We start from the raw sequence: 14112 nt of genomic DNA, 5'->3' as shown, positions 1-14112 counted from the left end.
TTATCTGTTTATGCAAAATTCATTTATTGCATAATAATTTCTTTGAAAATCTAAAAAAATCAATAATTTTCGAAGTTTTTTGAAGAGTCTTCTTTCCTATCTTCTCTTCCTTCTTCTTAGCAGAGTAGATCCGCTGTATCCGCCCAAGCATAAAGCACTCAAGATAAATCCCCATGCCAAGATCTTCAGATTTTTTGTATCTCCTGTGGACACCTGTCTGGAAAGAAGCTTTTCTTCTTCTCGGATACCGCTAAGTACTTCTCCCAGTTCCTTTAATTCCTGCTTTTCTTCCTCCGTTAAAGGCCGGGTCTGTCCAAGAATCTCTCCGATTCGTTTTTCGACTTTTGCTCTTCTTTCTCTCAGTTCCCGTCTTCTTCCGGCAAGTTCTGCAGGAGGAATATTTCCGACGGTTACCGTTTTCGGTGTTTCCGGATTGGGAGGTACAACAGGACTAGCAGGAGGAAGCTCTTCTCTAGGCGGAGTTTCCGGTGTTGAAGGAGGATTTGGATTATCCTTCGGTACCGGATCCGTAGGCTTCTTGGGCTCTTCCTTCTTGGGGCTTTCCTGTGGTCTTGGTCTATCCTTCTTAGGATTCTCCCTATTGGAACTTGGTGTCTTCGGCTCTTCCTTCGGCGTTTGGGGCGGTGTCTTCGGCTCCTCCTTCGGTTTCGGCAGTTCCTTCTCACTAAAATGGTTGGTAAAGCTTAGTTCCGTTTCCCCATCATAGCTTAGTTCCGCACTTAATTTTGTATAGTTCGGTGCATCTACCTTCACCTCTACCGTTAAGCTTTTTTCCGATACAGGGTCATTGCTAACCCCCGGGAAAGCGCCGCTTTCCTTTACCGTATAATGATAGGTTCCCGGCCGGTAGAAGGTGATTTTCGGAAAATGAAATTCTCCTCCCATATCCTCCGGATTTTTCACGGTATTCAAAATCGCATTGCCCTCGTCATCTATCATAGGCGCATTTCCCACAGGCTTTAAGTTAAAGCTGAAGGCTCCCTTTGCCTTGATATCAGCATTTCCGGCATCTTTGGTGATATGCTTTTGCCCTTTGATTTCCACGCTGATCGGCGGAAGAATCCTATGCTTACTGATGTCAGTTTTATCGGTAGGCTGAGATGTATTGTTCGGCTGGTCTCCTGTAAAGGTACGGTGAATGGTGATTGCCGTATTGGTATTCTCCACACTAAGCTTCCGCTTTTCTGTGGATGCATTCATATGAACATAAATGCTGATGGCGCTTTGTCCCGGAAGATAAAAGGGCTTACCGGCCTTGGTCTTTCGTACATCCACCGCAATAGCCACGATACTTTTCTTGTCCACCGGATGATTCTCAGGCTCATATTTTTTCCAGATACTGCTGTCATCTACATTGAGATTCGATACATCCGGCTTTTTCGTAGCATAATAAACTACCGGTGCTGCAGTATCTTTGGTATTGGCATTGTGGGCATCGTAGGTTTTCTTTCTTAAAAGGGCAGGGAAATCCACATAGTCAAAGTCTCCATTCCTTTCCTCCTCTGTTCCCAAAATATCATATAATACATAATCTGCCGTCTTGGAATTGGGAGCCGTACTATACATTAATTTATGCACATAGGGGTCTCCTGCATAGGAAACATTTTTCGGAATATACTCCTTCTTGATTTCCGTACTGATACGGTTTACAAATCCTGCGGATACTGCGGTAGGAATGTTATAGTCCACATTGGCTTCCGTATACAAGATTCCCTGTTTCTCCGAGGTGGAAGTTTCCATCACGGATTTAAAATACTTCTTATTCTCATAATTTGCCCCGGCAAAATTGTCTGTAGTCAGATTCGTCTTACTCTTATGCTTGGGAGTCTCGTCCACAAAGCCTACATTATTCTTGGGGTTGGCACCATTATCAATAATACTGCTATAGGTATTTTCCAGCTTATACTGCACGCGTACACCGTTTCTGATAAGTACACCGCCGGTAAACCAATCCGCTTTTCCCGGTCTTTTAAACTTGATTTTCATCATGGTTTGTCCGGATTCTTCCCAGTTTGGAATAAATTCCACGGTATAGTCTTTTCCTTTTTCATAACGTGCTCCCGAAGTCGGTAGGGAATCCGCGTAGCTATAGTCTCCCATCTCTATACTGTCCGGGTCAACATTCGTTTCTAAGGGCAGTAAATCATAAAAAGTACCCTCTGTAATCTTATAGGCATTTAGATAAGCAGCATAGGAATTATTGATACTCATATCATTATATGCCGTGAAAGTAACGGCTCTTCTTTGTCTTCCTGTTGCAGGATCGTCCTCTATAGAACCTATACTTTTCTTTTCCAGCACACTTTGATAATTCGCCGGACTCAGTTGGTAGCCTACCTTATTCCAAAATTCTCCTACCTGATTTTTTACAATCTCAGTATCTCCGATGGACAATTTTCCTTCCGCCGGTGCGGCAATAAAACTGTTCTTCTTATTTTGAATATCCTTCTCCAGTCTTTGTTTCATGGCCTCCGTGGGGTGAAGGCGAAGATTCACTCTTGTAGTAAAACCGGTCTCATAGAAGGAGCTGGAGTTTTTAAAGCGAATCTCCTTGATTCCCTCCGGAAATGATACAGGCTTCTGCACAGTAGCATCCTGCTCCACTCCGCTTACACTGCGGAATTTTTTGTATCCCGCTGCATTCAGATAGAGCTCTCCAAGCTTTTCTTCACTTCCCCCCTTCTTCTTGCCGTAAACCTCAATGGGGGCAAAGCGAGTATAGGCCTTGCTGGGATTCACGGCTTTTTCATTACTGTAGCCGTTAAACTCCACATCATAGGCGGTATAGTCCGCCAGATAAAAGGACTCATAGGAATAGTCATCTTCTGACAGCACATAAGGATCTCCCCCTGTCGAAGGATAGCTTAGTACTCCGGCGCTTTCCGTGGGCTTTCCGTCACTGCTGCTAATATTGTCCATGCTAAAGAGGGTATATCTTCCCCCATCGGAAATCTCCGCCTTGGAACCATGGGCAGTAGTATAGGCCGTATGATCTCCATTCCAAGTAATCTCGCTATCCTTTAAATGGGTACCTGCAAAAAGACTGTAGGAAAGACTCACCGGAGTTCCCTCCGCCAAAAGAGTCTGCATTCCCTTAATCAACTGGGTATTGGTATCGGTTGGCTGGCCGGTATATTTATCTAAACGGGCTACTCCCCCAATATTTTTTCGTACATATACTTCCAGTTCTGCAGTACTTTCCGCCTTGGGTGTTCCGTTATATCCATCCTGCCAAATATCCTGTACAGAAAATGTACTTTTATACTTTAGAGGATGAGTTTCCAGATCCTGTCCGCTACTCTGTGCTGTTGTAATATCCGTTTTGGGATAACGGTAAAGAAAGGCATAAAAAGCGGTATTTCTATAGCCTCCATCATCAAAGCTGGCATATTCTTTATAATCCAGGTTTTTATTTTTGTATTCCGTCTTATATTCCGGAGCAATAAAAATGCTTGTCTTTCCCATAGGATTCCCTAAACGAGGCTCACTGGGCGTCGCTACACCCATTTCTTTGGCAATATCCTTGGGACTGTTTCCTATTTTGCCAAGCATTTGATCCGGATTAAATAAAGTATCAAATTCTCCATCCTGAGGATAACGCTTTACCCCGATTAATTGTCCGGAGGAAATGGCTCCGGAACCGGCTACCGGAGCTGATGTGGAAGTAATATCCGGCACAAAGGATAGGGCCTGGGTACTCCACTTGGCACGATCCGCTCTTCCATAAAAGAGGCCGTAAAAATAATTATCCGCATCTGCCGGTCTTGGACCCCATGTGGGATCCCATTGGAAATAAACGGATTTGGGCGCATCGAACTTCTTCGCCTCCCTTAGCTCCACCGTGCTGGGATTTACTTTGGATTCCACCCTGATCTTTAGTTTTCGTTCTATACTGGCATCATGGGGACCGGTAAAACTTCCATCCATGTCCTGGTCAACTTCCAAAAATACAGGAAATTCCAGCTCATAAACACCCTTTTCTTCCGAAGTACTGTCGTGGGTATACTCTAATAAGGTCGGCGTAAAATTATAAGAAAAAATAGCCCCCAGGGAGTTGGCAGGACCTCTGGCATCCGTGTTACTAACCTTAATATAAGGCACCGCTACTCCGTTTACCATTTTGGTAATGCCGTCTTTCGTATAATTACTTCTGTTCTTTGAAACATCCGGCGCTTCCACAATATCTCCCGGATTAAACTGGGAAATTAAGCTTCTGCTGTCCTGGTCCTCCGCTACCTGATTCGTTCCGTCTTTTCCTTTAAAAATCGCTGCAGGAAGATAAATGTTGATAGAACCTGTAGGATAGTCCTGTGGTGCTCCCGCCCCTCCAGCAAAATTCACCATATAGCTGATTCCTATGGTCATGTTGTTATTTTTACCGGGCTTAATCAGCATGGACTTTTTTGTGTCTTCATCCGTAGCACTATAATCCGGGTTAATATAACTAATGGAAGCATCTTTGTTCGCTGTGGCATTAACACTCCAGAAGGCATGGAACTTGATTTTGTTATTGTTTCCTTCTGTAGGAACATCTCTCCTTCTTCTGGTACGCACTACTGCATAGGGGCTGAAACGTTTTCCCTGAAAACGGATTCCCTCTCCCTCTTCTTTAGAATCCAGATACTCTACACCCTTCTGCTCATCAAAATGCAGAACCTGTAATTTAGACTCCTCGATTTGAGAAGAACCCTCTCCCAAGCTACTCTCCGATTCTTCTCTTGCTTCATTCTCCACTTCCGGCTCTACTTCTGTAGCTGTATCTTCTTTTTTATTTTCTAAGGAGGATTCTTCCAATGTAAGCTCTACGGCTTTTCCCTTCTTCGGCTGAACCTCCAGCTTCTCACCGTCCTCGTTTAAAACATAAAAAGAAATATCCACAGCGGAAAGAGAGTCTACTTCCCAGCTTTCTTCCTTCCGCTCTTCTTTTTTCTTTCCTACATTTTTTCTGTCTTCTTTCAAATGATTTCCGGCATCTTGCAGCTTGGCTCTTTGCAAGGCCTTCTCTTTCATTTCCTCTAAAAGACTTTCCTCCTTGATGTCCTTTACTTCCATCTGTACATCTAAAGGAAAGGTAGACTCCGGATATTTTGCAGTAATCCGAACACCGGCTTCACTTAGCCCCTCTATTTCCCCCTCTTCAGCGTTCAAAATAAACTTTGCAGCTTTTTTTCTTCCTTCTAAAGAATCCGTCGCGGAAGATGCCCCCTCTATCGGAGAGGATTCCGGTGAAGATGCTTCCGGTGCAGCAGGTTCCGTTGCAGTAGGTTCTTCCTGTGCAATAGGTTCCGTCGCAGATACTTCGTATGAAGAGACTTCATTTGAAGAGACTTCCTTCTGATTTTCCGCCTCTGTTTCCTTGACTTGCAACGGCGACGCAGATACCTCCTCCGCGAAGCTTACCGTTTCTAAGGGACTGGCAGCTAAAAGCATAGCCAAAAAGAAGGCAAAGAGTCGTTTCCCCACTCTTCTCCCCTTCTTAAAAGCCGGGATTTGTCCTCTATATCCCTGCTTTTCCTGCCATTTTTCTTTGTCTTTGCCTAAATCGCCTCTACTCGCACTTTCCTGCATCATTGTAGACTCCTTTTCCTCCAAAAAAAGAAAGTGTATCTCCCTCAACGCTTTCTTCCTTCTTATTCTCAATCAATGATGTATCGACTCAATTTCCACTTTTTAAAAGGATTATCCGGAAATAAAATAAAACAAATATTTTTTTTTTTAAATTTTTTATTTTAAAATCAATACTGTCTCTGTTTTCCTGTCTCTATTTTCCGGACTTTATATACAAAAAATAGAGCATAGAGTAAAGGCAGTAATGCCATTCTCTATGCTCCATTTTATAATCTTAAGCTAAAGCTTATGTCGATAAACAGATTTCTCTATCATCTTACCTTAAACTTATCTACAAGGTCATTCATCAGGTTAGCCTGAGCGGATAATTCCTCTGCTGTTGCAGCACTTTCCTCTGCTGTTGCGGAGTTCTCCTGCACTACAGCGGAGATTTCCTGAAGACCGTCACTCAAGCGACTAACGCCTGCGGATTCCTCTTCGGAAGCCTTGGAAATTTCTCCGATCAAATCATTAACCTGGTTGGTACTCTCGGATACGGAGTGTAAAGCTTCCGCAGTTTCCTCGGTGAACTTAGCACCCTTCTGTACTGCTCCGATGGTCTCTTCAATCAGAAGAGAAGTATTCTGAGCTGCTTCCTGAGACTTCTTTGCCAGGTTGCCGACTTCATCCGCAACTACCGCAAAGCCCTTTCCGGCCTCTCCTGCTCTTGCTGCCTCGATAGCTGCATTTAAGGAAAGGATATTGGTCTGGAAGGCGATATCATCGATGGTCTTGATAATCTTACTGATTTCCTTGGACTTCTCGGTGATTTCTTCCATAGCGCCCTGCATGTCAGTCATCTTCTGGTTACTGGTTTCTACATGAGAACCGCTGACAACACCAAGCTGCTGAGCCTTTTCAGCCTGCTTTGTGGTATGACGAATCTGCTCTGTAATATCTTCCATGGTCTTGGAAAGCTCTGCAATGGAAGAAGCCTGCTTGGTAGTACCCTCGGAAATTCTCTGGGCCATGCTGCTTACCTGTTCCGCACTGCTGCTTACCTCGGAAGAGGAAGTGTGTACATTCTTCAAGGTACTGTTCAAGCTTGTGGAAATTTCCTGTAAAGAATTCAGGATTGGGCGGAAATCTCCCTTATAGTTCTCATCTTCTTTAATTTCTGTTGCAAAGTCTCCCTGAGCAAATGCTCCAAGCTTCGCCTGTAAATCGGATACCACATAGGTCAGACGCTTTACGATATTGTTAAAGCTCTTTACCAGACGGCCGATTTCGTCTTCCTGTGCATAGGAAACCTTAATGTCAAAGTTACCCTCTGCCAGCTTGTCACTTTCCTCTGCCAGCTTTCCGAGAGGACTAAGAGACTTCTTCAGTGCTGTGAAAAGAATTACCTGTAAAAGAATAAACAAAATAACTTCTGCAGCAACCAAGGCAACGAAGAGCTGGTTCTTACCCTGGTTGTAAAGGTCTAAACTCATTGCGGACTGTACATACCAGTCTGTTCCATAGATGGTGAGCGGTGCAAAGTAACGAATACGGTGGTTGTCCTTAATATGGAAAATGCTCTCTCCGTCAAACTTGCTCTGGATCTCGTTCTTAAAGGTCTCTTCTCCAACGTACTCAGAAAGGTTCTTTCCTACCGCATCAGGGTTGGAGCTGTATACGAACTTACCATCCTTATTGATAACATCAAAGAAGGTCTTAGCACCTTCACCGGACTTATCAACTCCCAGAGTATCGAACATTTTAACATTTAAGTCTACTACTACCGTTCCCATAAACTGGTCATTATGAAGGATAGGTACAACCAATACAAAAATTGTCTCTCCGGTAATGGAGGATACGAAGGGGTCTACCACATGGCTAACCTTTTCCTGAGAAGCTCTGGTATAATACTCTTCCGCTCCGTTTCCGTAAAACTTGTAATCCAGGAACTTGAAGAAACGCTTATTCTCATCTCCGTTATCTCTTCCTAAATACATAGCGTATTCTGGCTCACCCTGCTGGAACGCATTTGGCTCGAAGAAAACGCCTGCTCCCATAACGTGTTCATCATGACGAATCATTTCCCATACAGAATCCAGTAAATATTTTTCTTCAAAGGATCTTCTTTCACTTAAGTGAACGGTATCTCTTAAAAGACTGGGAACTGTTGCCGCACCGGTATCCGGCTCGTTATACATTTCTTCCAAGTGATCGCTGATTGCTCTTGCAGCATTCTCCGCTAAAGTAATGGACTTTTTGACTTTTTCTACATTCATCGCTGTAGTGGAAAGTAAGTAATCCTGATTAATCTTATCGAAGGATTTTCCTACCGCATTCAGCAGAACAATGTTTACCAGCACAAAGACTATCAACATGGATATGCAGACCAATGCAGAAATTCTTCCTGCCAGGCTGCTTCTCTTTCCAGATTTTACAGCCTTCTTCTGTCCCGGTTTTACTCCCGGAGCTTTCTTAAAAGCCTTGGAGCCCGGCTTTTCCTGACTCCCGCCTGCCTGTGTCTTAACAGCAGCTTCCTTTGGGCTTAACCCGTTTTCCTGTGTGTTTTCCATTCTTCCTCCTTGAAATTGTCATTCCTCTATCTCAGGAAAATTTTCGTGAAATGGTAGGAGTTACTCTCCTCCATGATTCCGCTTTAATCAATATCGTCAGTTTGGAAGAATGTATTAGTGAATTTACGGAAATAAAAACAGCTATCGTTAGCTTTCAACAATATAGGCCTGAAATGGGGGCACGCTCTCGCTAGCTTCGCCTCGAAGCGGATACTAAGCGAAAAACTGCGTTTCTCTTGTTTTTCGCAAGTACCGTCGGGCTCAGACTACCCCTTATTCAGGCCTATATGTTGAAAAGCCTTAATAGCTTCTCAAATACGCTTTTTTTATTTCTGTAAATTTCCCCGATCTTAGTCTACCTTCTCTCCGCAGGCTTCGGCGTAGGCTTTCAGGGCTTCTTTTTGTTTCTTGTTTAACTTCTTCGGGGTTTCTACTACTAAGGTTACGTAGTGGTCGCCTCTTACGTTGGGGTTCTGTAAGGATGGAACGCCCTTGCCCCGTAGTCTGGTTCTGGTATCGGACTGGGTTCCCGGAGCAATCTTTAACTCCACCGGTCCATCCACTGTCTTCACAATGGTGCTTCCGCCCAATGTGGCCTTAGGGAAGCTGATGGCTTCTGTGGAGTAAATATTTACGCCCTGTCTCTTAAAGAAGGGATGATCGCTAACGGATACCTCTACCAGTAAGTCACCTCTGGGGCCGCCGTTTCTTCCGGGGTCTCCGCCTCCGGACTTACGAATGGCCTGTCCATCGTCAATTCCTGCAGGAATGGCGATTTCCATGCTCTTCTCCGTGTTGATATAACCTTCTCCACGGCAATCCGGACATTTTTCCTTAACCACTGTTCCCTCTCCGTGACACTCCGGACAGGTGGTTACCTGCTGAATGGTTCCGAAGATGCTTTGCTGGGTCATTCTTACCTGACCTGCGCCGTTACAACGGGGACAGGTCTGTCTTTCCGTTCCCGGCTTAGTTCCGGAACCGTTACAGGTCTTACAGGTATCTTTATATCGAATCTTAATGGTCTTCTTTACACCCTTAATAGCCTCATCAAAGGAAATACGAAGCCCTACACGAATATTGGCTCCCTTTTCCGGCATATTGGATCTTCTTCTGGAAGAACCGTAGGAGGAACCGAAGCCTCCACCGAAAAACTCGGAGAAAATATCTCCCATATCCATGCCGCTGAAATCAAAACCGCCGAAACCGGAGCTTGCTCCCGCTGCGGAGTTCGGATCAAAGGCCGCATGGCCATAGGTATCATAGGCCTTTCTCTTCTCCGGATCGGACAATACCGCATAGGCTTCCGAAGCTTCCCGGAATTTCTCTGCGGCACTTTCATCTCCGGGATTAGAGTCCGGATGGTACTGCTTTGCCAACTTTCGATAGGCTCTTTTAATGGCACTATCATCGGCATTTTTATCTACCCCCAGCACCTCATAATAATCACGCTTTTCTGCCATATATTTTCCTCTCCTTTAAATCCCAGGAAAAGACAGGCTTAAGCCTGTCTTCTCCGGAAAATTTTTCGAATTACACTTCCTTAAAGTCTCCGTCGACTACATTGTCGTCAGCGTTACCGCTCTGGCCTTCAGAAGCTGCTGCACCTGCATCTGCCGCTCCGGCACCGGCTGCCCCTGCTGCCTGAGCCTGCTCATACACCTTGGTGAAAAGTGCCTGAGAAGACTGCATCAGTTTCTCCTGGGCTGCCTTAATCTGCTCTGCACCGTCCTTGGTAATTCCCTCCAAAGGATTTGCTGCAAGAACATCCTCTAAAGCCTTTAAGTCAGCTTCTACAGTTGCCTTATCGCTGTCGCTAATCTGGCTTCCCACATCGGTAAGAGCCTTCTTGGTCTGGAATACGATGGAATCCGCTCCGTTTCTTACTTCGATAGCTTCCTTCTTCTCCTTATCCGCTGCTTCGAACTGTGCAGCTTCATTTACCGCCTTATCAATATCCTCCTTGGACATGTTGGATCCGGAGGTAATAGTGATATGCTGCTCCTTACCGGTTCCCTTATCCTTAGCGGAAACATTTACGATACCGTTGGCATCAATGTCGAAGGTAACTTCGATCTGAGGAACACCACGCTGTGCCGGTAAGATACCGTCCAGTCTGAACTGTCCTAAGGTCTTGTTATCTCTTGCAAACTCTCTTTCACCCTGTACAACATGGATGTCTACTGCGGTCTGGTTATCTGCCGCTGTAGAAAATACCTGAGAAGCTCTAGTAGGAATGGTGGTATTTCTCTTAATAAGAGGAGTAGCCACTCCGCCTAAGGTCTCGATAGAAAGAGTTAACGGTGTTACGTCCAGAAGAAGAACATCGCTTGCTCCGGCTTCTCCGCTCATCTTACCACCCTGTACAGCTGCACCAAGGGCAACACACTCATCAGGGTTCAAGTTCTTGGAAGGCTCTTTTCCGGTAAGCTGCTTTACCTTTTCCTGTACTACAGGCATTCTGGTGGAACCGCCGACTAAGAGTACCTTTCCAAGGTCGGAGTTGCTCAGTCCTGCATCCTTCATGGAATTCTGTACAGGAACTGCTGTTCTCTCTGTTAAATCAGAGGTGATTTCCTCAAACTTTGCTCTGCTAAGCTTCATATCCAAGTGCTTTGGACCCTCTGCAGTAGCAGTAATGAAAGGCAGGTTAATATCTGTGGTGGTTGCGGAGGAAAGCTCCTTCTTTGCCTTCTCAGCCGCTTCCTTCAAACGCTGTAAAGCCATCTTATCCTGAGAAAGGTCTACCCCCTCTGCAGCCTTAAACTCGTCTACCAGCCACTTGGTAATACGATCATCATAGTCATCACCACCTAAGTGAGTATCACCATTGGTGGACAATACTTCGATTACACCGTCTCCAATGTCGATGATGGATACATCGAAGGTACCACCACCTAAGTCGTATACCATAACCTTCTGCTCGGACTCATCCTCCAAACCGTAAGCAAGGGCTGCCGCTGTAGGCTCGTTGATGATACGCTCTACCTTAAGACCTGCAATCTTACCTGCATCCTTGGTAGCCTGACGCTGAGCATCGTTAAAGTAAGCAGGAACGGTAATAACCGCCTCGGTTACCTTTTCTCCCAAATAGCTCTCCGCATCCGCCTTTAACTTCTGTAAAATCATAGCGGAAATTTCCTGTGGAGTATAATCCTTTCCGTCGATAGATACCTTGTAATCTGTACCCATATGTCTCTTGATGGAGGAAATGGTTCTCTCCGCATTGGTTACCGCCTGTCTCTTAGCAGGCTCTCCTACAAGACGCTCTCCGGTCTTGGTAAATGCCACTACAGAAGGAGTGGTTCTCATACCCTCTGCATTGGGGATAACAACGGGCTTTCCGCCCTCCATAACTGCTACACAGCTGTTGGTTGTTCCTAAGTCAATTCCAATAATCTTTCCCATAGTCTTTACTCTCCTTTTTCTCTATATACAAAAATATTTTTCTTCAAAACTTTTTCTTACTAACGTTATTTTAGAACTCTTACATGATATGCTCATGTCTCAGGCATTACTGCCTTACTATCTGTTGTATTGCTTTTATTATCTACTTCTTTACCTTTACCATGGAGTGTCGAACCACATTTCCCCGATAGGTATAACCCTTCTGAAGATCCTGGGTAATGGTATCTTCCTCCGCATCTCCCTCTTCCTCTGTCATCACCGCATTGTGTAAAGCCGGATCAAACTTCTTACCGAGGGCCTCGATTTCCTGAATATTACAATCGGCAAACATCTTCTGAATCTGCTTGTAAATCCCTTCTATGCCTTTGACGAAGGGGGAATCCTTTTCCTCTTCCTGCACATGGCTTAAAGCTCTTTCAAAGTTGTCCACCACCGGAAGCAGGGCTTCGATAATACTTTTGGCTCCCAGTTCAAACATCTGTGCCTTTTCCTTCTCGGAGCGCTTTCTAAAGTTCTCATACTCCGCCAAGGTTCTAAGGTACTTATCCTTTAATTGGAGAAGTTCCGGATTCTCTTCGGAGCTTCCTTCCTCTGCTGACCGAGAACTCTCAACAGCTTCCTCTCCGGAAGTCTCTTCGGAAGCGGTCTCTGCATTCTCTTCCCTTTCTACTTCTGCAGATGCTTCCTGAGCCTTATTAAGCTCCTCTTCCATCCCTTGCTGCTCTGTATTTTCTGCCACAAGTCTCTCCTTTCTCTATTTAAAAACTCCTTTCCATATCCTGAATCAGATTTGTCAAAGTTTTTAAAACCTTCTCATAATCCATTCGCTTCGGTCCAATGACACCAAGGGTGCCCTGCATTCCGTTGCCCAAGTGATACTTTGCGGTAACTACTGCACAATCCGCCATGTCCTCCAAAGGACTTTCTTTTCCGATATAGACCTGAATGCTTCCATCCTTTTCTTCCGACTCGTTATCTTTCAGAAGGCCTGCCAGCTCCTCCTTCCGCTCTAAAGCGGAAATCAGCTTGGAGGCATTTTCCGAATCGGTAAGCTCCGGATATTTGAAAATGTTGGTGGCACCGGAGGTATAAATCTCTACCTCTTCCTCCTCAGGATGCAAAAGCTCCTGCATTCCCCGAAGTACGGTTTCCATCGTTGCTTTATAAGGCGTTCTATCCATTAAAGAGCGGATATCCTTTTCTCCCAGCTCCTCCACAGAGAAGCCCGCTAAAACATCATTTAGCAAAAGGTTCAAGGAGAGGATGGCAGCCTGCTCCAAATCCTCCGGAATATCTAAGGTAATGGTCTTTACGATATTGCCCTGAAACATCAGAAGGAATAAGACCTTCTGTTTCTCCACCAAAGACAGCTGCAAGAACTTGATTTTGTTCTTCTGCATACTGGGGCCGGATACTAAGGCCGCGTAGTGGGTATCACTGGCAATGTTTCTTACCAAAGCCTGTAAGGTACTTTCCAGTCGTTCCATTCTGGCAAACATAGAGCTCTTCACATCGGATAAGGCCCGCTCCTGCTTTTCCATAAGCTGGTCTACATAAAAACGGTAACCCTTATCTGAGGGAATTCTTCCTGCAGATGTATGAGGCTGTATAATATAGCCTAACTCTTCCAAGTCGCTCATTTCATTACGAATGGTTGCCGAGCTTAGATTCAAACCGGAAAACTTACTGATGGTACGAGAACCTACCGGCTCTCCGGTTTCCAAATAGTTTTTGATAATCGTGGTGAGAATAATCACCTTTCTCTGATCCACAGAACTCTTTCCCTCCTTTCTTGGCTTTGTTGGCACTCATGTGTATTGAGTGCTAACACATGGTCATAATATACCGCTAATGGAAGGATGTGTCAAGAATTTTTATGAAGAACTTTGTGAATTTCTGATGAACAGGGCGGGGCGGATTTTTTGCTTCCGACTTCCGCATTTTTCTTCCTGCTCTTTCTAAAGATATGTGTATCGCTTTCTCGGTATAGGGCTTATTCCGGGGCACGCTCCCGCTAACCTCGCCTCGTATGGGTTCTAAGCTTTTATAGGACAAAAGCTTAGAACCCACGGGCTCAGATTGCCCCCGTCATAAGCCCTATACCGAGAAAGCGAGCCGAATGCATTGAATAAAAAAGTAATAGAATCAATATGCCAAAATGCAAAATTAAAAAAATCGAAAAAAATTTTTGAATCTAAGACAAATGTCAAAAGTCGGAAGCATGAGAAATCCGCCCCTCCTTGTTCGGGGAAGAGTGGTTGAAGGGAAGCGCTTAAGGGAATTGAATATTGGAATAATAGAATAATAGAATTTTAGACTTATAGGTTTATTGGCTCTAAATATTAGACTAAGCTCCCCCAATCCTTTCTTTAAAAAGCATGCTATAAAAAACATGATTTATGCAAGCTTTTCGCAGTATAGGTCTGGAAGCGGGGGTAATGTGAGCCCGCGGGTTCTTGGCTTTTGTCTTTTAAAAGCTTAGAACCCCTGCAGGGCGAGCTTAGCGGGAGCGTGCCCCCGCTACAGACCTATACTGACGGAAAGCAAGTCTTGGTTTTTACATCGT

6 protein-coding genes are annotated in these 14112 nt (G+C 44.8%); all 6 read right to left on the bottom strand.

What is annotated here, in order from left to right:
* Positions 1 to 96 precede the first annotated feature (96 nt).
* On the bottom strand, positions 97 to 5592 hold the full coding sequence (locus ACO4PX_RS04040) for a Spy0128 family protein (RefSeq protein ID WP_485571606.1): 5496 nt from the start codon (positions 5590 to 5592) through the stop codon (positions 97 to 99).
* 308 nt (positions 5593 to 5900) lie between these two features.
* Positions 5901 to 8138, bottom strand: a complete 2238-nt coding sequence (locus tag ACO4PX_RS04035) for a methyl-accepting chemotaxis protein (protein WP_485541146.1) — start codon at positions 8136 to 8138, stop codon at positions 5901 to 5903.
* 350 nt (positions 8139 to 8488) lie between these two features.
* A complete protein-coding gene (dnaJ, locus tag ACO4PX_RS04030) occupies positions 8489 to 9601 on the bottom strand; it encodes a molecular chaperone DnaJ (protein WP_485541147.1) in 1113 nt (370 codons plus the stop codon).
* Positions 9602 to 9671: 70 nt separating this feature from the next.
* Complete coding sequence (dnaK, locus tag ACO4PX_RS04025; RefSeq protein ID WP_485541148.1) at positions 9672 to 11546, bottom strand: molecular chaperone DnaK; 1875 nt, start codon at positions 11544 to 11546, stop codon at positions 9672 to 9674.
* Positions 11547 to 11688: 142 nt separating this feature from the next.
* Positions 11689 to 12285, bottom strand: a complete 597-nt coding sequence (gene grpE, locus ACO4PX_RS04020) for a nucleotide exchange factor GrpE (RefSeq protein WP_485571604.1) — start codon at positions 12283 to 12285, stop codon at positions 11689 to 11691.
* Positions 12286 to 12304: 19 nt separating this feature from the next.
* Positions 12305 to 13318, bottom strand: a complete 1014-nt coding sequence (hrcA, locus tag ACO4PX_RS04015; RefSeq protein ID WP_040648414.1) for a heat-inducible transcriptional repressor HrcA — start codon at positions 13316 to 13318, stop codon at positions 12305 to 12307.
* Positions 13319 to 14112: the final 794 nt, after the last annotated feature.

Source organism: Oribacterium sp., from assembly GCF_057249185.1.
Note: the sequence above shows the minus strand (reverse complement) of the source record. Positions and strands in the feature narration are given on the sequence as shown.